This is a genomic window from Pseudomonas boreofloridensis (assembly GCF_030580795.1).
GTDB classification, from domain to species: Bacteria; Pseudomonadota; Gammaproteobacteria; order Pseudomonadales; family Pseudomonadaceae; genus Aquipseudomonas; species Aquipseudomonas boreofloridensis.
The window spans coordinates 1-20,098 of the sequence record NZ_JAUQOQ010000016.1; the positions used below are offsets into that span (position 1 = coordinate 1).

The following is a 20,098-nucleotide window of genomic DNA, read 5'->3' on the forward strand; positions in this document are numbered from 1 at the left end:
CCATGATCAAACTCTTCAGTTCAATACTGCTTGGGTTTTTAAGAAACCCTAAACTTGGCTCAGCAATCTCAAATGACTATGTGATTTCTCGCATGGCCACTTGTGATGCTGATAATCTAGGCGACGATCAGTCCGTACTCACAAGCACCCACACGAATTGCTTGATTCTATTTGTTAAAGAGCGTTTGGCTAAGAGCGTTTCGTCTCAACCGAGGCCGCGCATTCTACAGCAGCCTTACTTCGTGTCAAGCGTTTATTTTGAAGTTTTTACCGAGAAACTCGTTTAGCTTCAAACACTTGACTCGCTGCGATCGCTCGTAGCGGGAGGCGAATCATACAGCACCAAACGATGCTGTCAACTGCCTTTTTCACCGCTTTCAACCCGAGGATCGAAGCCCTTCGCACCACACCGAACTCGCTTAACTCGTTGATTATCAAGGAGTTTCGCATTCCGTTTGCTGCGGAAGTGGGGCGCATTATAAGGGGATCTGAACAGCGGTCAAGGCTTAATTTCAAATAAATTCAAATAGTTGATTGGTGCAACGGTAATCAAGGCCATCAAGTGCCGCCCCCTGCGCCCTATAAATCAAGCCTCACCGACAAGCCAACCATGACCCAGTTGCATACCCAGCGACCAATTGCGCAATATAGTGCGCAACTGAATCGCTTCCTTTCTGGACTGTCCTACCCAATGAACAATACCTCCCGCGGCTTGGCCACCACGCTTTTCCCCATTGGCCTGCTGCTAATCGCCATGGCCTCGATCCAGTCAGGCGCCTCCTTAGCTAAAAGCATGTTTCCAATCGTAGGTGCCCAAGGCACTACAGCATTGCGCCTGATCTTTGCCAGCATCATCATGCTAGCCCTACTGCGGCCATGGCGCGCCAAGCTCAACGCTAGCACTCTGCGCAGCGTCATCATTTACGGGTTGGCCTTGGGCGGCATGAACTTCCTCTTCTATATGTCTCTGCGTAGCGTACCGCTAGGCATCGCTGTGGCCTTGGAATTCACGGGACCGTTGGCGGTAGCGATCTTCGCCTCGCGCCGCGCACTCGATTTTCTCTGGATCGCGTTGGCGATCGCCGGCTTGCTCTTGCTGATGCCGACCGGACAAACTAGCGCTGCCTTAGACCTCACAGGCGCTGCGTACGCATTGGGGGCGGGCGTGTGCTGGGCGCTGTACATTTTATATGGGCAACGCGCAGGCGCTGAAAATGGCATCCAGACCGCAGCCCTTGGCGTGTTGATCGCAGCCCTGTTCATCGCCCCCATTGGGATTGCACACGCAGGCAGCGCCTTGCTGACACCTGGGCTAATTCCGATAGCCCTGGGCGTGGCGGTGCTTTCTACCGCCCTACCCTACAGCCTGGAGATGGTCGCACTCACCCGCATGCCAGCTCGCACCTTCGGCACCTTGATGAGCATTGAGCCAGTCTTCGGAGCGCTGTCCGGATTGCTATTTCTCGGTGAAGTGCTGAGCTTGACTCAATGGCTCGCAATTCTGGCGATCATCACGGCCTCTGTGGGCGCAACCCTTTCCATGCGCAAGGAGAACCCTCCACCTGTTGCAGTCGATTGATCTGAGAAATACTTTCATTGGACCTTCTTCAGCCTTGTACCGGTCTGTCAGGCTGTTTAAGCTGTCGAAGAATCATCATTTTCAGACGATCTACTAAGCTGGGCACGGAAGCAGGGAGTTTCAGGAAGAACGCAGTCACCACTGAAAGGGCCTACACCTGTAAACGCCCTGATAAGGACAGGAATGAAACGTATTTTTCTCATCCTGGCCATCGTGGCCATTGCTGGGTGCGCCGCTACCGCCAAGACCGAGGTGAAACGAGGAAAGAAAGGCATCCACATCAATTGCTCGGGCCTCTCTTCCTCTTGGGACAAGTGCTACGCCAACGCTCAAGCCTCTTGCAGCAGCAAAGGGTACAAAGTCATCGCTCGCTCCAGCGACAGTGAGGAGGAGCCTGGCGATTATGTGTTCGGAATCAATCCGGCCGGCTATACCAGTCGCAGCATGATCGTGATCTGCAAGTAAAGAAGGGCAGCGTTCGCTGCCCTTCTTTCAACTCTCTCATAGAGGCTGGGTCCGGCGCTCCAGCCACGCAAGGGCATCACCCTCAAGTAGAGGCGCAAGACGCTGGCGCACTGCCTGGTGATACTGATTGAGCCAATGCCGTTCTGAAGCGTCCAGTAACTCTGGTATCAGGCAACGTGTATCGATCGGGCACAGGGTCAACGTTTCGAACGCCAGAAACTCGCCGAAGACACTTCGCCCTGCTTCGCGATTGACCACCAGGTTTTCGATCCGTACGCCCCACTCACCAGGCCTGTAGGTACCCGGCTCGATGGAACTGATCATGCCCTCCTGCATCGCTGTCTGCGGACTGGCGGAGGCTTGATAGGCAATCACCTGCGGCCCCTCGTGCACATTCATGAAGTAGCCTACCCCATGCCCTGTGCCATGCCCGTAATCGACTTGATCAACCCACAGCGGTGCCCTGGCGATGGCGTCGAGCATCGGCGAGAGAATCCCTCGCGGAAACTTCGCGCGTGATAGTGCGATCATGCCTTTGAGCACGCGCGTACAGTCCGTCTTCTGCGCCTCGCTGGGCGTACCGATCGGCACCATGCGGGTGATGTCGGTAGTCCCCCCAAAGTACTGTCCGCCCGAGTCGATGAGCAGCAAGCCATCACCCTCGATCACCGCATGGGACTGGGCAGTCGCGCGATAGTGCGGCATTGCGCCATTGGCATTGAACGCAGCAATGGTCGAGAAGCTCAACGAGACGAAGTCAGGCCGTCGCGCCCGCGCTGCACTCAAGTGCTCATCCACCGACAGTTCGGTGATGACCTCCTGTCCCAGAGTCATTTCGAACCAGGCGAAGAACTCGCACAAGGCTGCACCATCCTGTTCCATTACCTTACGGATATGCATCAGTTCGGCCTCGCTTTTGCGCGACTTACTCAAAGTCGTCGGGTTGAGGCTCTCGATCCACGTAACGCGTTCATCGACAGACGCCAGAAGACCACAGGTCACACGTGCCGGATCAAACAAAAGACGGTGATCAGTTTCGATCGCGGCCAGTGCTCGATGGATTTCACTGTAATCCTGCACCTCGACACCATCGGCAGCGAGTGTCTGACGCAGGCTGGCATCGATTTTTTCCTGCGCAACGAAAAGCGTCGCTCGGTCACCACCGATCAAGGCAAACGCCACAAACACCGGGTTGTAGGAAACATCGCTACCCCGCAGATTGAACAGCCAAGCGATATCATCCAAGGTGGCAATGAAATGCCAATCAGCATCCTTCTCGGCCATTGTGCAGCGCAACGCTGCGAGCTTGTCAGCGCGCGCACGCGTGGCATAGGGCGCCAAGTGTTCATAGACACGATTGCCAGGTAACGCCGGACGCGCACTCCACACCTCTTCAAACACGTCCAGATGGGTGAGCAATTTCGCGTGACGTACTTTCAGACGCTCTTCCAGTTGACGGGCGGAGGTCAGGGACATCACCGCGCCATCGACTGCAACCACCCCGCCACTGACGGTATGCGCACCCAGCCAATCGAGTGCGCCGGGCCCACCTCCCTGCAGCTTCATCAGTTCGATGCCACTGCCTGACAGCTCCACTGCGGCTTGTTCCCAATAGCGGCTATCGACCCATAGACCGGCGAACTCCGCCGTGACCACCAGCGTTCCCACCGACCCCTGAAATCCAGAAAGCCACTGACGGCCTTGCCAATGCTCAGGCAGGTATTCCGACAAATGAGGATCGGCAGAAGGCACCAACAAGGCATCGACGCCTTCTCTGGCCAGCACCCGACGAACACGTGCCAGACGCGAAGGAACGGAATCCTGGGGGGTTGGGGAACGGCTCATGCACTCTCCTGCGGCAATATCGTCGACGGTTTCAGACGCTGGATAATGGAACAGCAGGCCATGTCCTGCAATCGGAGCCAGATGCCGGTGCTGCCGTCAGTTATGCCAGCGCGGCTCGATCAAACGGTCGGGGCGAAACGTCGTCGATAGTCACTGGGTATAAAACCTGTGGCGGCCTGGAACACCTTGCGAAACGCGCCAGGATCCTGGTATCCCACCTCCCAGGCGATCTGGTCCACGTTACGCCTGGTAAACTCCAACAAGCGACAAGCACGTCCCACCCGGATCTGCTGACAATAATGAGTAGGACGTAATCCAGTCGCAGCACGGAATCGGCGAAGGAAGGTGCGCTCCTCTAAACCGGCGCATACCGCCATGCTGCTCACACTTGCGTGTTGCACCGCACCGCCCTGCAACCAATGCTGCACTTTGAGCACAGCCTCATCACCATGGTCCAGGCGAGGGACGAACAGTGCTCCCGCGACTGCGCTTGGCAGCGGCTCCAGCGAAAGGTAGCGGGCAGTCTCAAAGGCAAGCGTGGCGCCAAGAAAACGCTCGAGCAATCGCAGTCCCAGCCCGGTCCAAGCCATCAAGCCCGCCGAGGTCACGACGTCGCCGTCGTCCAGTAGGGGCACATTGGCGTCAGCGCGGACCTCGGGGTAGCGCTCGAGCAAAGCGTGCACGTAGTTTTGGTGAGTGCTCGCCGGACGCCGATCCAGCACCCCGCTGGCGGCGAGGAAGAACACACCAATGCATACTGAGGCCAGCACCGCACCGCGTCCGTGCCAGTCACACAGGTGCGGACAATGACGCTCAAGCAGCTCCGAGGGAGGCGCGCCACCAAGACTGGGCGGGATCACCAACACGTTGAGCGCATGGCCCGCTCCCGGGTGACTGTCATACACAGGGGCCAATCTGCCGAAGCCATCGAGCTGCCAGTGAGTGACGCGGATCCTCGACAACTGAATATCGCCCATCTCTCCAGCCACCCTGTTGGCGACTGCGAACAGATCCGTCAAGCCGTGTACCGCCGCGATCTGCACATCCGGGTAGATCAACACGCCTACTTCCACTTCAGACCCCATGTCAGTTTTTGCCTTCAATCTGTCGGTCGCGCCAATCCCGGCCGGCTCCATCTCGGGCTAACCTCATCGCACTCTCAGCACACTTCACCGGAGACTCCCGACATGGCTAAAGAGGCCCTTATTCTCATCGATATCCAGAACGATTACTTCCCCGGCGGCAAATGGACCTTGGACGGCATCGAAGCGGCGGCCGACAACGCCGCGCGCCTGCTGACCAAGGCTCGCGAACGCGGTGACCTGGTGGTGCATGTACGCCACGAGTTCGAGTCGGCTGACGCGCCGTTCTTCACGCCTGGATCGCACGGCGCGCAAATCCATGTAAAGGTGCTACCCACCGCCGATGAGGTGGTAGTGCTCAAGCATCAGGTCAACGCCTTTCGTGACACTGAGCTCAAGAAAGTGCTGGATGAGCAGGCGGTAAAGGCGATAACCATTGTCGGAGCCATGAGCCATATGTGCATCGACTCGGCCACCCGCGCCGCAGCAGACCACGGATACCAAGTGACAGTGGCACACGACGCCTGCGCAACGCTAGGACTTACCTTCGCCGAGCACAGCATACCGGCTGAGCAAGTGCATGGCGCAGCCATGGCCGCCCTGGCATTTGCGTTCGCTCGCGTACAAGACACCGCCTCACTGCTCGCCGAGGCGTAAAGCACTGCGCTCAAATCACTACGTTGCGCACGAAGCGAGTGGGTTGGTCGCCGTCGTTACGGTAGGCATAACGGCAATTGCTTTGGAAGATGTAGAAGTCGCCTGCTTGCAGGCGCACTTCGCCCCCCTCGATCACCACGGTCAGGCAACCTGAGCAGACATAGATCTGCTCACTCCAGCCTTCAGCATCGGCCTCACTGGCATAGTACTCGCCTGGCCCCAGGGTCCACTCCCACAATTCCACTTCACGCCGTGCCGAACTGCTACCCAGCAATACAGCACGACTCTCGGGGTGCTGCCCAGCCCAGGCCAGTTGGTTGATGCGTGCCGAATCACGCTGTTCGGGTGCCTGGATAAGCGTACTGAACGCTACGCCCAAGGCTTCGGCGATCAGGTCAAGGGTGGTCAAGCTCACATTCTTTTCGCCAGCTTCGATGGCCACTAGCATCCGTCGGCTGACGCCCGAGCGCTCTGCCAAAAGAGTCTGGCTATAGCGTTGCTCAGTGCGCAAGCGGCGGATGTTCTGGCTGACGTATTGCAACACCGAAGCGCGGTGGGAAGAATCTCTGTGCACTATATTGCTCACCAGAAGGGGCTGCGCAGTATACTGCGCACTTTGCGGCGATTGTGCGCCGCCCTCCACGAGTGCGCAAGATCATGAGCCAGCCCAACTGCCGTCCACGGCCTTACATCTATTTCCGCCTGAGCAAAGCTGAGATGGTGCTGGTGTTCATTACCATGCTGTGGGGCGGAACCTTCCTGATCGTCCACAACGTCATGAGCGTCAGTGGGCCGATGTACTTCGTCGGACTGCGGTTTGCCGCAGCGGCGCTGTTCGTCGGGCTGGTCTCGATGCGCGCATTGCCAGGACTGACATTCACCGAATTGAAAGCCGGGGTAGTGATTGGCGCCTCGATCATGCTCGGTTACGGACTTCAAACCATGGGCCTGCAAAGCATCAGCAGCAGTCAGTCAGCCTTCATCACCGCGCTGTACGTGCCTTTCGTGCCCTTGCTGCAGTGGCTGGTACTAGGGCGGCGGCCTGGCTTGATGCCCAGCCTCGGAATCGTCTTGGCCTTCGTTGGCCTGATGTTGTTGGCAGGCCCTGAGGGCGGCACTTTGCACATGAGCGAAGGTGAACTGGTGACGCTGATCAGCGCGGTGGCGATCGCCGGTGAAATCATCCTGATCAGCCGCTATGCCGGTAAGGTGGACGTGCGCCGAGTGACCGTGGTGCAACTGGCGACCGCTTCTGTGCTGTCATTTCTGATGACTATTCCAACTCAGGAGCGCTTGCCTGATTTTTCCTGGCTACTGCTTATCAGCGCCATTGGCCTGGGCGCCATGAGTGCAGTCATCCAAGTCGCGATGAATTGGGCGCAGAAGTCGGTATCGCCCACCCGGGCTACCTTGATCTACGCCGGCGAGCCGGTCTGGGCAGGGATTGTCGGTCGTCTTGCCGGAGAACGCCTACCGGGCTTGGCGCTGTTGGGTGGCGCATTGATCGTGACAGCGGTCGTTATCAGCGAACTGAAGGTCCGGCGCAGGAGCACCGTGCCGGACGATACCTCGGCGCTCTCACCGAACAATGCAGGCGAGAGCGGGCGTTGAACTCTCGCCCAATGACTATGCTCTGAAAAAAACTGTTATAAAAAAACTGCTTGTCACCACGCTTTTGTAGGATTCTGCCACAGCTTGCGTGTTGGTGATCCACCACCTGCGCACGTATGATCCTTGACCAACCTTCGCAGATTAGAACGCTATGTCATTGATAGTGCTATTGCTTCTGCCGTTCATCGGCAGTTGCCTGGCAGCCGTCCTGCCGCACAATGCGCGTAATGCCGAGTCCATCCTTGCCGGACTCGTAGCCCTGGTCGGCACTGTCCAGGTGGCGCTGCTGTATCCGCAGGTCGCGCATGGCGGCGTGATTCGCGAAGAATTTCTGTGGTTGCCGAGCCTAGGCTTGAACCTGGTGCTGCGCATGGACGGCTTTGCCTGGCTGTTTTCGCTGCTGGTGCTGGGCATCGGCACCCTGGTGTCTCTGTATGCGCGCTACTACATGTCGCCCCAGGATCCGGTGCCACGCTTCTTTGCCTTCTTCCTGGCCTTCATGGGTGCCATGCTCGGCTTGGTCATTTCCGGCAACCTTATTCAACTGGTGTTCTTCTGGGAGCTCACCAGCCTGTTCTCCTTCCTGCTGATTGGCTACTGGCACCACCGCGCCGACGCCCGCCGTGGCGCCTACATGGCGTTAATGGTCACCGGCGCAGGCGGGCTCTGCCTGCTGGTCGGGGCGCTATTGCTCGGACATGTGGTCGGCAGCTACGACCTGGACAAGGTACTGGCTGCCGGCGATGCCGTGCGCCAGCATGCGCTCTATCCGGTGCTGCTACCGTTGATCCTCCTGGGCGCCTTGAGCAAAAGTGCGCAATTCCCCTTCCAGTTCTGGCTGCCGCACGCAATGGCTGCGCCCACGCCAGTTTCGGCATACCTGCACTCCGCGACCATGGTCAAGGCAGGAGTGTTCCTGATGGCTCGGCTTTGGCCAACACTGGCAGGCACCGAGGAATGGTTCTGGATCGTCGGCGGTGCCGGTGCCTGCACTTTGTTACTCGGTGCGTTCGCCGCCATGTTTCAGAACGATCTCAAGGGTTTGCTGGCCTATTCGACCATCAGCCACCTGGGTCTGATCACCTTGCTATTGGGACTGAACAGCCCGCTGGCAGCGGTAGCAGCGGTCTTCCATATACTCAATCACGCCACATTCAAGGCATCGCTGTTCATGGCCGCTGGCATCATCGACCATGAAAGCGGCACCCGAGACATCCGACGCCTCAGCGGTCTGATCCGCCTGGTGCCGTACACCGCCACTCTGGCCATGGTCGCCAGCGCATCCATGGCAGGCGTGCCGCTGATGAACGGCTTCATTTCCAAGGAAATGTTCTTCGCTGAAACCGTGTTCATCACCTCATCAGCCTGGGTCGAAATAGCCTTGCCAGTGATCGCGACTCTGGCCGGAACCTTCAGTGTGGCCTATGCGTTGCGCTTCACCGTCGACGTTTTCTTCGGGCCCACTGCGCAGGACCTGCCACATACTCCGCACGAGCCGCCACGCTGGATGCGTGCACCGGTCGAGCTGTTGGTGCTGACCTGCCTGGTAGTCGGCATCTTTCCCGCCCAATCTGTCGGCCCGTTACTGGCTGCTGCGGCGCTGCCGGTGGTGGGCGGAACGCTGCCAGAGTACAGCTTGGCAATCTGGCATGGCTGGAACGCACCGATGATCATGAGCCTGATCGCCATGTGTGGCGGTGTGGTGCTGTACCTGCTGCTGCGTAAGCAACTGCGCCGGGGCCGCTTCCCTTACCCGCCGCTGATCGAACGCTTCAACGGCAAGCGCCTGTTCGAACATGGCCTGGTACGCCTGATGCTGATCGCCCGACGCGCCGAGGCCCTGTTGACAAGTCGCCGCCTGCAGACACAACTGTTCATGCTGGTGGCAGCCGCGTTCATTGCCGGTCTATCACCGATGCTCTACAGCGGCATCAGCTGGGGCGACCGGCCGAAGATCCCGGGTTCCGGCGTATTCGTAGTGATGTGGCTGATCGCGATCGCCTGCGCGATCGGCGCCGCCTGGCAGGCCAAGTACCACAGGCTGGCCGCACTGATCATGGTCAGCGTGTGCGGGCTGATGACCTGTATCACCTTCGTCTGGTTCTCGGCACCCGACTTGGCGCTCACCCAATTGGTGGTCGAAGTCGTGACCACCGTTCTGATTCTGCTAGGCCTGCGCTGGTTACCACGCAGGATCGAAGGCGTCACGCCACTGCCCGGCAGCCGCGAGCGAGCGCGGGTACGACGTCTGCGCGATCTGCTGCTGGCGGTCCTGGTCGGTGGCGGCATGGCGCTGCTGTCGTATGCAATGCTGACGCGTGCCACCCCCAATAACATTTCTTCGTTCTACCTCAGTCGCGCCTTGCCAGAAGGCGGAGGCACCAATGTCGTCAATGTGATGCTGGTCGATTTCCGCGGTTTCGACACCCTCGGCGAAATCACCGTACTGGTGGCCGTCGCGCTGACTGTCTTCGCCCTGCTGCGTCGCTTCCGCCCGCCAAAAGAAAGCATGCAACTGCCAGCACAGCAGCGCCACCTGGCCCCGGACCTGGTCACCGACCTGGTGAACCCGCGACAGGTTGCCGATACCGCGCTGGGCTTCATGATGGTCCCAGCAGTGCTGGTGCGATTACTGCTGCCCATCGCCCTCCTGGTGTCGATGTACCTGTTCATGCGCGGTCACAACCAACCTGGAGGAGGCTTCGTCGCTGGTTTGGTGATGTCCGTGGCCTTCATTCTTCAGTACATGGTGGCCGGCACCCAGTGGGTCGAAGCGCAGATGAGCCTGCGTCCACTGCGCTGGATGGGCACCGGATTACTGTGCGCCACTCTCACCGGTATCGGCGCCATGTTCCTCGGTTATCCATTCCTCACCACCCATACCGCGCACCTGCACCTGCCTTTGCTTGGAGATATCCACGTGGCCAGCGCCCTGTTCTTCGACGTCGGCGTGTACACAGTGGTGGTCGGCTCGACCCTCCTGATCCTCACTGCTCTGGCGCACCAGTCGGTACGCGCCTACCGCCCGGGCAACCAGAAATCCAGCCAAGCAGGAGCCGCCTGATGGAAGAAGTCATCGCAGTCGCAATCGGCGTACTGACTGCCTCCGGTGTGTGGCTGGTACTGCGTCCACGCACCTATCAGGTGATCATGGGGCTGTGCTTGCTGTCCTATGGCGTGAACCTGTTCATCTTCAGCATGGGCAGCCTGTTCATCGGTAAGGAACCGATCATCAAGGATGGCGTGCCACAGGATCTGCTGAACTATACCGATCCGCTACCACAGGCCCTGGTACTCACCGCCATCGTCATCAGTTTCGCCATGACGGCCTTGTTTCTGGTGGTGCTCCTGGCCTCGCGGGGTCTTACAGGTACCGACCACGTCGACGGCCGGGAGCGTGGGGAATGAGTGGGATGAATCAATTGATCGTAGCCCCCATTCTACTGCCGTTGGTGACTGCCGCGATCATGCTGCTGATCGGCGAGAAACACCGCCAGTTCAAGGGCCGGCTCAACCTGCTGTCCAGCTTGATCGGCCTGGGGGTCGCCATCACGCTGCTGCTGTGGGTACGAAATCAGGGGCAGGCCGAATCCATCGGCGTGTACCTGCCGGGCAACTGGCCAGCGCCGTTTGGGATCGTACTGGTAGTCGATCATTTATCGGCGCTGATGCTGACGCTCACCGGAGTGATCGGCGTCAGTGCACTGCTGTTCGCGCGTGCCCGTTGGGATGCTGCCGGGGCCAGCTTCCACGCTCTGTTCCAGATCCAACTGATGGGGCTGTACGGCGCCTTCCTCACGGCCGATCTGTTTAACCTGTTCGTATTTTTCGAAGTCCTGCTGGCGGCGTCCTACGGCCTGTTGCTGCATGGCTCGGGCAGGGCTCGAGTCAAGGCCGGCCTGCATTACGTCGCCATAAATTTGTTCGCTTCTTCTCTGTTCCTGGTCGGGGCCGCCATGCTCTACGGCGTGACCGGCACGCTGAACATGGCCGATCTGGCATTGAAAGTTCCTCTGGTGGCCGAGGCCGATCGCGGCCTGCTACACGCCGGTGCTGCGATCTTGGCCATGGCCTTCTTGGTCAAGGCCGGGGTCTGGCCGTTGAATTTCTGGCTGGTGCCGGCCTATGCCTCGGCCAGCGCACCGGTGGCGGCGCTGTTCGCTATCATGACCAAGGTTGGACTGTATGCCTTACTGCGCTTGTGGACACTGCTGTTCTCCGAACAGGCCGGCGCCTCGGCACACTTTGGTGGGCAATGGCTGGTCTATGGAGGATTGGTAACCCTGGCTGTGGCAGTGGTCTCCATTCTGGCTGCGCAGCGTCTGGAGCGCTTGGCGGCACTCAGCATTCTGGTCTCGGCCGGCACTCTGTTGGCAGCGGTCGGCTTCGGCCAGCCGGTTCTCACTGGCGCAGCGTTGTTCTATCTGGTCAGTTCCACTCTTGCACTGTGCGCCTTGTTCCTGCTCGCCGAACTGATTGAGCGTTCGCGCTCGGCCAACGAGGCGCCCCTGGATGACGAGGAAGATGCCATCCCCCCCCTGCTCGAGTCTCTGCATCCGCCCAAGGGCATCAACTTGGACGATGAGCAGAAAGCCGTCATCGGACAGATCATCCCGTGGACCATGGCCTTCCTCGGTCTGAGCTTTATCGCCTGTGCGCTGCTGATCATTGGTATGCCGCCACTGTCTGGCTTCATCGGAAAGCTCAATCTGATCAGTGCGCTGTTCAACCCACTGGGCCTTGGCGCTGCGCCAGAACAGCCATTGTCGGCGGCGGGCTGGTGCCTGGTGGCATTACTCTTGCTCTCCGGGATGGCGTCGTTGATCGCCTTCGGCCGAGTCGGTATCCAACGGTTCTGGAAACCCGAAGAGCCGGCCTCTCCTCTGCTGCGTCGCTACGAATGTATGCCGATCGTGCTATTGCTGGGCTTGTGCATCCTAATCAGCGTCCAGGCCGAGCCCCTACTGCGGTATACGCAGGATACCGCCGCTGGCCTGCAGGCCCCGGATACCTACATCCAGGCAGTCTTGTCGACGCGCACCCTGCCCGGCCCGACCACGCTCTCGCAGGTACAGCCATGAAGCGACTATTCCCCGCCCCGCTGCTGTCCCTTTCGCTGTTCGTACTGTGGCTGGCCCTGAACATTTCGATCAGTCCCGGCAATCTGCTGCTTGCTGCAGCGCTAGGTATTCTTGCGCCCCTGCTAATGGCGCCGCTGCGCCCCCAGCATGCACACGTGCGCCGCCCCTGGACGGTCATCCGCCTAATCGCTCGCGTCGGCCTGGACGTGATTTTATCGAACCTGCAGGTGGCCTGGGGCGTGCTACGGGCGCGCAACCATCCTCCTCGCTCGTCGTTCGTGCATATCCCTTTGGCACTTCGCGATGCTCACGGGTTGGCCGCCTTGTCGATGATAACCACGGTGGTTCCTGGAACAGTCTGGTCGGAGTTGGCCCTGGACCGCAGCGTGCTGTTGCTACATGTGTTTGACCTTGACGACGAAGAGACCTTCATCGCGCATTTCAAACACACTTACGAACGTCCGCTGATGGAGATCTTCGAATGACTGGCCTACTTGCCAATGCCATCCTCGCCAGCCTGTTCATCTTCGTCATCGCCATGGCGCTGGCATTGATCAGGGTGTTTCGCGGCCCCTCGGCACAAGACCGAGTGCTGGCGCTGGACTACCTGTACATCCTGGCGATGCTGATGATGTTGGTGTTGGGCATCCGATATGGCAGTGACACCTACTTCGAAGGCGCCATGCTGATCGCACTGTTTGGCTTCGTCGGGTCATTCGCCCTGGCCAAGTTTCTGCTACGCGGGGAGGTGATCGAATGATCCAGACCGTTGAGTTGCCATTCTGGCTAGAGTTGGTCACCGCCGCACTGCTACTGACGGGCAGTCTGTTCGCCTTGCTCGGGGCAATCGGGCTGGTGCGACTCAAAGACTACTTTCAACGTATGCACCCACCGGCACTGGCGTCGACTCTTGGTGCCTGGTGCGTGAGCCTGGCATCGATCCTGTACTTCTCCGAGCTCAAGCACGGGCCCGTACTGCACGCCTGGTTAATCCCCATCGTACTGTCAATCACTGTACCGGTGACGACATTGTTGCTGGCGCGGGCAGCATTGTTCCGCAAGCGCATGGCGGGCGATGCGGTGCCTGAAGAGGTCAGCAGCGGCAGCAATCGCAGCCACTGAGCACGCATACCCAATGCTCATTGATGAGCTGACTACTTTGCTTGAACGTTTGCAGTCACAGTCTTGCAGACACGTCACTTGAGCAAGGCCTGGATCTGCTCGTGCAAGGTATCAAGGTCGAAAGGCTTCGCCAGAATCGGCGCCTTGCGTGCAATAGGGCTGCCCGATTCAAGAATCTCGGCTGGGTAGCCGCTGATGAAGATCACTTTCAGATCCGGCCGCAGTTTAAGCGCAGGCTCAGCGATCTCCACACCGGAAATGCCACCCGGCAATCGGAAATCGGTGACCATCAGGTCCAAATGCGGCTTGCTAGCTAGAATGGCGAAAGCTTCTGCCCCATCTTCCGCCACCAGCACGTGGTAGCCCTGCCCTGCCAGGTAGTCGCGCAGGATCATCCGGATCAGCGGTTCATCTTCCACTACCAGTACTACATCTTGTGCGTCTTCGCTCATGACAATGCCTTGAATTTCAAAAGTTGGCTATCTGACCCCAGGGTCACGCAGAGGTTGCCTGGGTCTGGTCACTTTGTTGGCCGACAGTCGCCAGTGGCAGCAGGATACTGAATGTGGAGCCCCTACCCTCCTCGCTGTCGACCCGGATCCGCCCGCCATGGGCGTGAACAATCTGTTCTGAAATGAACAGCCCAAGGCCCAATCCACCACTGGCCTGCTGAGCAGATACCCGTTCGAACTGGTGAAAGATGCGCTGCTGGTTGGCAGCGCTGATGCCGATGCCGTGATCCTGAACCTGCACGCAAGCCATGCCACATTGCTCGAAAACTCTCACCTGCACTGGACGCCGTTCGCCATAACGCAAAGCGTTGGACAACAGATTGGCCAGCACTTGCTCAATCCGAAATTCGTCCCACTCACCTTGCAAGGGCTCGCAACGGGTCAGTTCAATGGAGGTGTCCAACGCTGCGGCCTGAGCAGCGAAGCGCTCGACCAACCCCTCGACCAGCTTGGCCAGATCCACAGCGCGTGGCCTGATCGACAATTTACCGGTACGGATCCGCGAAACATCCAGCATGTCTTCAATCAGGCGGATCAGGCTGTTGATCTGCCGCTCATCACGCTCGACCATGGCCTGCAAGTGCGTCTCGCTGAATGCCGCCAAGTTGCCTCGAGCCAAGTGCATCTTGCGCAATTGCGTTTCCAGAATCAGGCCATTGAGCGGCGTGCGAACTTCATGGGAAACGATCGACATGAAGTCGTCGCGCATTTGCACTGCCCGCTCGAGCTCACCGCGAGCCACCTGCAACTGCGCCAGCAACTGCTCCTGCTCCTGACGGCTGCGCTCCAGCGCTTGTAACTGGCGGCCGAGCACTTGGCGCTGCCTGTACAGATCGACGAAGACCGACACCTTGCTTTTAACCGCCTGGGTATCCAACGGTTTGTGCAGGAAATCGACCGCACCGCTTTCATAGCCTTTGAAGGCGTAGTTCAGTTCGCGACCGGCGGCGCTGACGAACACAATCGGGATGTTCTTGGTCTTCTCCATACCGCGCATCAGCTCGGCCAACTCGAAACCGTCCATACCCGGCATCTGCACATCGAGAATAGCCAGGGCGAAGTCGTGCTCGAGCAGCAGAGAAAGAGCCTGCTCGGCCGACTGAGCGCGGTGCACCTCGCGATCCTCACCTTGCAGAAGAGCATCGAGGGCCAGCAGGTTTTCCGGCAGATCGTCGACGATCAGCAGTTTGGCGATGATGTGGCTTAGCATGTGCTGGTTTCCAGGGTGGCGAGCAACTGCCCGATACCGCTCAGAGAAAGAATATGATCGGGCCGATGCAGGGCCAGAGCAGCCTCGGGCATTAACGCGACCTGTGCTTCGCGGGGATCCTGAACCAGCGTCCGACCTCCGCATTTCTTGATATAGGCCAATCCCTCGGCGCCGTCTTCGTTGGCACCGGTGAGCAACACGCCAAGCAGCGCTTCGCCGTAGGCATCGGCGGCCGAATGAAATAACACATCGATTGCAGGCCGAGAGAAATGCACCGGCGCCTCCTGGCTCAGCGATAAGCTCAGGTCACGTTCCACCGACAGATGATAGGCCGGCCCTGCCACGTAGATGCCTCCCACCTCGATGGGCTCCTTGTCACAGGCCTCACGTACGGACCGACGCAAGCGCCGCTGCAACACCTCGGCCAACTGGCTGTGACGATCCGCCGGCAGATGCAACACGCAGAGCACCGGCGGCTGAAAATCTATCGGCAGAGCGCCAAGCACCTCGAATAGCGCCGCAACGCCACCCGCCGAAGCGCCGATTACCACCGCGCGAACGCCCATCATGCTTTTCGGTAGATCCGCTCGGGCCGCACCAAAGGCTCGAAGCGATCACCGTACGTCGAGAAGTCAACCGACTCTTTGCTGCCAAGGAACAGGAACCCCCGGTGGCACAGCGACTCGTGGAACAGACCCAGCGCACGGTCCTGCAGATCTTTGTTGAAGTAGATCAGCACATTCCGGCAGGACACCAGTTGGGTTTCGGAAAACACGCTGTCGGTAGCCAAGCTATGGTCGGCAAAGGTGACGTTGTCTCGCAAGCTGCTGTCCATGATGGCATTGCCGTAGGCCGACGTGTAGTAGTCGGAAAAGTCGCGACGCCCCCCGGCCTTGCGGTAGTTTTCTTCGTATTCGCGCAGGCTCTGCATCGAATAGATACCCTGCTTGGCTTTGTCCAGCGAGCTGGGATTGATGTCGGTTGCATAGATGATGGTGCGTTCCAGCAACCCTTCCTCGCGCAGCAGGATCGCCATGGAGTAGACCTCTTCACCCGTGCTGCATCCGGCGATCCAGATTTTCAGCGACGGCCAGGTTCGCAATAATGGCACCACCTCCTGGCGCAACGCCAGGAAATGGCCAGGATCACGAAACATTTCGCTGACCGGAATCGTCAGGAACTGCAGCAACTGCATGAACATGCCAGGATCGTGCAACACGCGTTCCTGCAAGGCCGTAACGGTACGGCAGTCGAATTGACGCAAGGCATGAAGAATTCGGCGCTTGATCGAGGCACCGGAGTAATTCCTGAAGTCGTAGCTGTACTTGAGGTAGATGGCCTCGATCAGCAGACGAATTTCGATATCGGTGTTGCGCTCGCTAATCAAATTCGCTCCAGTTGCGGCAGCCAGACGCGGATCAGGGAGAACAAACGGTCCAAGTCGATTGGCTTGGCCAGGTAGTCATTGGCGCCGGCCTGCAAGCAGCGGTGCTGGTCGTCTTTCATGGCCTTGGCAGTCACCGCAATGATCGGCAGCTTGCGCCAACGAGGTTGCTGGCGGATCAACCGGGTGGCTTCGTAGCCATCCATTTCCGGCATCATCACATCCATCAACACCAGATCGATGTCGCTATGTTGGTCAAGCCGCTCAAGGGCTTCACGACCATTACGGCCTATCTCGACGATGGCGCCTTTGTGCTCCAGTGCACTGGTAAGGGCGAAGATGTTGCGTACATCGTCGTCCACCAGCAAGATTTTGCGTCCCTCGAACACCTTGTCACGGCTGCGGGCCGTCTTGAGCATGCGCTGGCGTTCGTGGGACAACTGCGACTCGACCTTGTGCAGGAACAGCGTCACCTCATCGAGCAGACGCTCCGGCGAGCGGGCGCCTTTGATGATGATCGAGCGCGAATACTTGAGCAGGTCGGTCTCTTCCTCGCGAGTCAGGTTACGGCCCGTATAAACGATCACTGGAGGGAAGCTGCGGATGTCATCGGCGGTCATGCGCTTTAGCAACTCGTTGCCCAGCATGTCGGGCAGCTTGAGGTCGATGATCATGCAGTCGTAGATGTTTTCGCGCAGCAGCTCCAGCGCGTCCTGAGCCATGGCTACCGCGGTGATCTCGATGTCGTCATCGCCGATCAGACGCGCAATGCTTTCACGCTGAAGATCGTCATCCTCCACCAGCAGAATGCGCTTGAGCTTCTGCGTGAGTTTGTCTTCGAGGCGCCCGAAGACCTCCTTGAGTTCTTCACGGCTTGTCGGCTTGACCGCATAACCCACCGCACCCATGTGCATGGCTGCTTCGACGCGATCTTCCACCGAGATGATGTGCACAGGGATGTGACGGGTACTGGCCTGCTCTTTAAGACGCTGCAGCACGGTCAATCCGGAGTGGTCGGGCAGACGCATGTCCAACAGCACGGCATCGGGCAAGTACTGGGCGGCCAGGGCGAAACCGTCGTCAGCAGCATGGGCGACCAGACAGTTGTAGCCCAGCTCGTGAGCCAGATCGTAAAGAATACGGGCAAAATTGGGCTCGTCCTCGATCACCAGGATGCAGCGACCCGTGAACGGCGCCTGTGCACGGTCATCGGCGAAACTCGGAGTCATCACTGTAGGCTGAGACACCGGCGTGGCCCGCACGATGGGTGGCAGGCGATCGAGTGTCGGTCGAGAGCTCTGAACCTCTCCCTGCTCATCCGCCGACTCATAGCGCTCAGGAATGGTCAGACTGAAGATGCTGCCCTGACCGTCACTGCTCTGCACCGTGATCTGCCCACCCAACAGGTGTGCCAGGTCTCGCGAGATCGATAGCCCCAGGCCGGTACCGCCAAAGCGACGATTGCTGGTGCCATCGACTTGGTGGAAGGCACCGAAGATGGCCTCCTGCTGATCGGCGGGGATGCCGATCCCGCTGTCACGTACGGTGAAAACGATACCCGTGTCAGGCCGATGGCTGATGCTCAGGCTGACCTGACCTCGATCGGTGAACTTGATGGCATTGGACAACAGGTTCTTGAGAATCTGCTCCAGGCGCTGGCGGTCGGTGAACAGCGTGCTCGGCACCTGCGACTCGAGCGACACCTCGAAGCCCAGTTGCTTGTCGTCGGCCAGCGGCTGGAACATGCCGCGTAAGCCTTCGACCAGGCGCACCACCTGGGTGGTCTCCGGTCGCACCTCAAGCTTGCCTGCCTCGACCTTGGCGATATCGAGGATGTCGTTGATGAGGTTGAGCAGATCGTTGCCGGCTGAGTAGATGGACTCGGCGAATTTGATCTGCTCCTGGGTAAGATTGCCTTCGCCGTTCTCGGCCAGCAACTTGGCCAGGATCAGCGAGCTATTGAGCGGCGTACGCAGCTCATGAGACATGTTGGCGAGGAACTCGGACTTGTAGCGGCTCGAACGCTGCAGGTCCTCGGCGCGGGCCTGCAGTTCCTGCTGGGCACTGTTGAGTTCGCTGTTCTTGCGGTCCAGGGCCACCGTGCGCTCGGCCAGTTGCTCGTTGGTCTGTTCCAGTTCGGCCTGCTGGGTCTCCAGATAGGCCTGGGATTCCTTGAGCACACGAGACTGCTCCTCGAGCTCTTCGTTGGCGGTCTTGAGCTCCTCTTGCTGGACCTGCAACTCTTCGTTCAACTGCTGCGTCTCGGCAAGTACCTCTTGCAGTCGCTGACGATAGCGCGCGCTCTCGATGGACATGCCCAAGTTATCGGCAATGCGCTCGAGCAATTCGCCATCGCGGTCCAGCAACGGGCGCAGGAAGCCCAACTCAAGCACGCCATTGACCTCACCTTCATCGCTCGAAGGAATCAACAAAGCACTGCGCGGCAAGCCGCTGCCCAGGCCGGAACTCAGGCGATAGTAGTCCGCGGGCAGATCGTCCAGCCGGATCAGTCGCCGCTCACGCACGCTCTGCGCCAGAAGGCCTTCGTGCTCTCCCAGGGTCTGGCTACGTTTCTGTTGCTCGGCATCCAAGCCGTAGGTAGCGACGCGCACCAATTGGCCATGGGCATCGCGCACGTAGAGTGCGCCCACCACGCTGCCCAGGTAGCTGGCGAAGAAGCGCAAGACGTTGTCGCCCAGAGCCGTCAGCGTCAGCTGACCCAGTACTTGCTGCGACAATTGCTGTTGCCCGTTACGTAGCCACGCCTGGTGCTCCAAACGCTCGGCGGCACGCTGTTGAGCCTTGAGGTTGCCGACATAGCTGTCGGACAGCGCCAGCAGATCGCGGCGCCCGAGATAGGCCAGCAACCCGCTGAGGCCGACGATGAACAGCACGAACGCGGTAATGGCCGTAACTGTGACGGTGCTGACCTGCTCGGTACGGGTCTGGCGCAGTTGCTGCTCGGTTGCGATGAAGTCCTCGAATTCCTTGCGGATCTGGTCAGTGATGCGCTTGCCGCGACCGCCACCGATCGCACCCTGGAAGTCACCGCTCTGGCGGCGCAGGGTGATCAGTTCGCTGCCGAAATCGTTCCAAGCGCGTTGCAGGCCCGTCAGACGATTGATGCGATCGACCTGCGGGAGATTGTCACCGACCATTTCGCGCAGATTCTCCAGGCTGCCGAAAATCTGCGGCTTGGCCACCTCGTAGGGATCGAGAAAACGCTCATCACCCGTAATCAGGAAGCCGCGCATGCCGGTTTCCATGTCGATCGAGAGCTTGACCGTTTCATTGGCATTCCCGATCACCCGGTCGGTGTGCTCCACCCACTGCATGGCCGATAGCAGGTAGTTGATTACCGCGACGAAGGCCACGGCGCCCAGCAGCCCGACACCTAACGGCAGGCCGATATTGCGGCTCAGCAGTCTGCGGAAGCTGCGTTGATCCATGGAGGCTGCTTGAATCATCTGATAACGCCCGAACGAAGAATCCATTGAAGAGTAGGTGGACGACACTACTAGCACGGCGGCCGTCGCTGACCTTTGCATCC

17 protein-coding genes and 3 pseudogenes are annotated in these 20,098 nt (G+C 59.2%); 11 read left to right on the forward strand and 9 right to left on the reverse strand.

All coding sequences use genetic code 11. The annotated features are described in order from the left end of the window. From Q6A47_RS17720 to Q6A47_RS17730, 3 genes and pseudogenes are all read left to right on the forward strand, one after another. A pseudogene (locus Q6A47_RS17720) lies at positions 1-287 on the forward strand (hypothetical protein); the annotation flags it as partial. Between the two features lie 404 nt (positions 288-691). Beyond that, a complete protein-coding gene (rhtA, locus tag Q6A47_RS17725; RefSeq protein WP_304485012.1) occupies positions 692-1,579 on the forward strand; it encodes a threonine/homoserine exporter RhtA in 888 nt (295 codons plus the stop codon). Between the two features lie 183 nt (positions 1,580-1,762). Further along, positions 1,763-2,044: a hypothetical protein gene (locus Q6A47_RS17730; RefSeq protein ID WP_029612706.1), complete on the forward strand. Its 282-nt coding sequence runs from the start codon at positions 1,763-1,765 to the stop codon at positions 2,042-2,044. A 36-nt stretch (positions 2,045-2,080) separates the two neighbouring features. On the opposite strand, the gene Q6A47_RS17735 is transcribed toward Q6A47_RS17730, so the two are convergent. Further along, positions 2,081-3,889 carry an aminopeptidase P family protein gene (locus Q6A47_RS17735; RefSeq protein ID WP_304484959.1) on the reverse strand — a complete coding sequence of 603 codons (1,809 nt, stop codon included), beginning with the start codon at positions 3,887-3,889 and terminating at the stop codon, positions 2,081-2,083. 119 nt (positions 3,890-4,008) lie between these two features. Beyond that, entirely contained in the window at positions 4,009-4,992 is a 984-nt protein-coding gene (locus tag Q6A47_RS17740; RefSeq protein ID WP_304485013.1) for a GlxA family transcriptional regulator, read from the reverse strand. 84 nt (positions 4,993-5,076) lie between these two features. On the opposite strand from Q6A47_RS17740, the gene Q6A47_RS17745 reads away from it, so the two are divergent. Next, positions 5,077-5,628: a cysteine hydrolase family protein gene (locus tag Q6A47_RS17745; protein ID WP_304484960.1), complete on the forward strand. Its 552-nt coding sequence runs from the start codon at positions 5,077-5,079 to the stop codon at positions 5,626-5,628. Positions 5,629-5,638: 10 nt separating this feature from the next. On the opposite strand, the gene Q6A47_RS17750 is transcribed toward Q6A47_RS17745, so the two are convergent. Further along, the gene (locus Q6A47_RS17750) at positions 5,639-6,202 is read right to left on the reverse strand and encodes a helix-turn-helix domain-containing protein (RefSeq protein ID WP_029612711.1); all 564 of its coding nucleotides are present in this window, start codon (positions 6,200-6,202) and stop codon (positions 5,639-5,641) included. A gap of 83 nt (positions 6,203-6,285) precedes the next feature. On the opposite strand from Q6A47_RS17750, the gene Q6A47_RS17755 reads away from it, so the two are divergent. The 7 genes from Q6A47_RS17755 to Q6A47_RS17785 all read left to right on the forward strand — a co-directional run bounded on the left by Q6A47_RS17755 (position 6,286) and on the right by Q6A47_RS17785 (position 13,442). Continuing rightward, on the forward strand, positions 6,286-7,239 hold the full coding sequence (locus Q6A47_RS17755; protein WP_039576775.1) for a DMT family transporter: 954 nt from the start codon (positions 6,286-6,288) through the stop codon (positions 7,237-7,239). Between the two features lie 151 nt (positions 7,240-7,390). Next, positions 7,391-10,303, forward strand: a complete 2,913-nt coding sequence (locus tag Q6A47_RS17760; protein WP_304484961.1) for a monovalent cation/H+ antiporter subunit A — start codon at positions 7,391-7,393, stop codon at positions 10,301-10,303. Further along, the gene (locus tag Q6A47_RS17765; protein WP_029612715.1) at positions 10,303-10,647 is read left to right on the forward strand and encodes a Na+/H+ antiporter subunit C; all 345 of its coding nucleotides are present in this window, start codon (positions 10,303-10,305) and stop codon (positions 10,645-10,647) included. The genes Q6A47_RS17760 and Q6A47_RS17765 overlap by 1 nt, the downstream gene beginning before the upstream one ends. Further along, a complete protein-coding gene (locus tag Q6A47_RS17770) occupies positions 10,644-12,320 on the forward strand; it encodes a monovalent cation/H+ antiporter subunit D (protein ID WP_304484962.1) in 1,677 nt (558 codons plus the stop codon). The genes Q6A47_RS17765 and Q6A47_RS17770 overlap by 4 nt, the downstream gene beginning before the upstream one ends. After that, complete coding sequence (locus tag Q6A47_RS17775; RefSeq protein ID WP_304484963.1) at positions 12,317-12,805, forward strand: Na+/H+ antiporter subunit E; 489 nt, start codon at positions 12,317-12,319, stop codon at positions 12,803-12,805. Before Q6A47_RS17770 ends, Q6A47_RS17775 begins: the two co-directional genes overlap by 4 nt. Further along, complete coding sequence (locus Q6A47_RS17780) at positions 12,802-13,080, forward strand: K+/H+ antiporter subunit F (RefSeq protein ID WP_029612720.1); 279 nt, start codon at positions 12,802-12,804, stop codon at positions 13,078-13,080. Before Q6A47_RS17775 ends, Q6A47_RS17780 begins: the two co-directional genes overlap by 4 nt. Next, positions 13,077-13,442: a Na+/H+ antiporter subunit G gene (locus tag Q6A47_RS17785; RefSeq protein ID WP_029612721.1), complete on the forward strand. Its 366-nt coding sequence runs from the start codon at positions 13,077-13,079 to the stop codon at positions 13,440-13,442. The genes Q6A47_RS17780 and Q6A47_RS17785 overlap by 4 nt, the downstream gene beginning before the upstream one ends. Before the next feature lie 74 nt (positions 13,443-13,516). Here the strand turns inward: Q6A47_RS17785 and Q6A47_RS17790 are convergent, their stop codons facing one another. The 6 genes and pseudogenes from Q6A47_RS17790 to Q6A47_RS23075 all read right to left on the reverse strand — a co-directional run. Next, a complete protein-coding gene (locus Q6A47_RS17790) occupies positions 13,517-13,894 on the reverse strand; it encodes a response regulator (RefSeq protein ID WP_029612722.1) in 378 nt (125 codons plus the stop codon). 43 nt (positions 13,895-13,937) lie between these two features. Continuing rightward, entirely contained in the window at positions 13,938-15,164 is a 1,227-nt protein-coding gene (locus tag Q6A47_RS17795; protein ID WP_039576764.1) for a hybrid sensor histidine kinase/response regulator, read from the reverse strand. Further along, the gene (locus tag Q6A47_RS17800; protein WP_029612724.1) at positions 15,158-15,733 is read right to left on the reverse strand and encodes a chemotaxis protein CheB; all 576 of its coding nucleotides are present in this window, start codon (positions 15,731-15,733) and stop codon (positions 15,158-15,160) included. The genes Q6A47_RS17795 and Q6A47_RS17800 overlap by 7 nt, the downstream gene beginning before the upstream one ends. After that, positions 15,730-16,551, reverse strand: a complete 822-nt coding sequence (locus Q6A47_RS17805) for a CheR family methyltransferase (RefSeq protein ID WP_304484964.1) — start codon at positions 16,549-16,551, stop codon at positions 15,730-15,732. The genes Q6A47_RS17800 and Q6A47_RS17805 overlap by 4 nt, the downstream gene beginning before the upstream one ends. After that, a pseudogene (locus tag Q6A47_RS23070) lies at positions 16,548-17,771 on the reverse strand (response regulator); the annotation flags it as partial. The gene Q6A47_RS17805 and the pseudogene Q6A47_RS23070, both read right to left, overlap by 4 nt. A gap of 105 nt (positions 17,772-17,876) precedes the next feature. Beyond that, positions 17,877-20,015, reverse strand: a pseudogene (locus tag Q6A47_RS23075) (CHASE3 domain-containing protein); the annotation flags it as partial. Positions 20,016-20,098 lie beyond the last annotated feature (83 nt).

Excerpts from the sequence above, each read along its gene's own strand:
- Q6A47_RS17745 (WP_304484960.1), top strand. The coding sequence starts at position 5,077 with ATGGCTAAAGAGGCCCTTATTCTCATCGATATCCAGAACGATTACTTC.
- Q6A47_RS17760 (WP_304484961.1), top strand. The coding sequence starts at position 7,391 with ATGTCATTGATAGTGCTATTGCTTCTGCCGTTCATCGGCAGTTGCCTG.
- Q6A47_RS17800 (WP_029612724.1), bottom strand. The coding sequence starts at position 15,733 with ATGATGGGCGTTCGCGCGGTGGTAATCGGCGCTTCGGCGGGTGGCGTT.
- Q6A47_RS17795 (WP_039576764.1), bottom strand. The coding sequence starts at position 15,164 with ATGCTAAGCCACATCATCGCCAAACTGCTGATCGTCGACGATCTGCCG.
- Q6A47_RS17755 (WP_039576775.1), top strand. The coding sequence starts at position 6,286 with ATGAGCCAGCCCAACTGCCGTCCACGGCCTTACATCTATTTCCGCCTG.
- Q6A47_RS17780 (WP_029612720.1), top strand. The coding sequence starts at position 12,802 with ATGACTGGCCTACTTGCCAATGCCATCCTCGCCAGCCTGTTCATCTTC.
- rhtA (WP_304485012.1), top strand. The coding sequence starts at position 692 with ATGAACAATACCTCCCGCGGCTTGGCCACCACGCTTTTCCCCATTGGC.
- Q6A47_RS17785 (WP_029612721.1), top strand. The coding sequence starts at position 13,077 with ATGATCCAGACCGTTGAGTTGCCATTCTGGCTAGAGTTGGTCACCGCC.
- Q6A47_RS17730 (WP_029612706.1), top strand. The coding sequence starts at position 1,763 with ATGAAACGTATTTTTCTCATCCTGGCCATCGTGGCCATTGCTGGGTGC.
- Q6A47_RS17765 (WP_029612715.1), top strand. The coding sequence starts at position 10,303 with ATGGAAGAAGTCATCGCAGTCGCAATCGGCGTACTGACTGCCTCCGGT.
- Q6A47_RS17790 (WP_029612722.1), bottom strand. The coding sequence starts at position 13,894 with ATGAGCGAAGACGCACAAGATGTAGTACTGGTAGTGGAAGATGAACCG.
- Q6A47_RS17735 (WP_304484959.1), bottom strand. The coding sequence starts at position 3,889 with ATGAGCCGTTCCCCAACCCCCCAGGATTCCGTTCCTTCGCGTCTGGCA.
- Q6A47_RS17770 (WP_304484962.1), top strand. The coding sequence starts at position 10,644 with ATGAGTGGGATGAATCAATTGATCGTAGCCCCCATTCTACTGCCGTTG.
- Q6A47_RS17775 (WP_304484963.1), top strand. The coding sequence starts at position 12,317 with ATGAAGCGACTATTCCCCGCCCCGCTGCTGTCCCTTTCGCTGTTCGTA.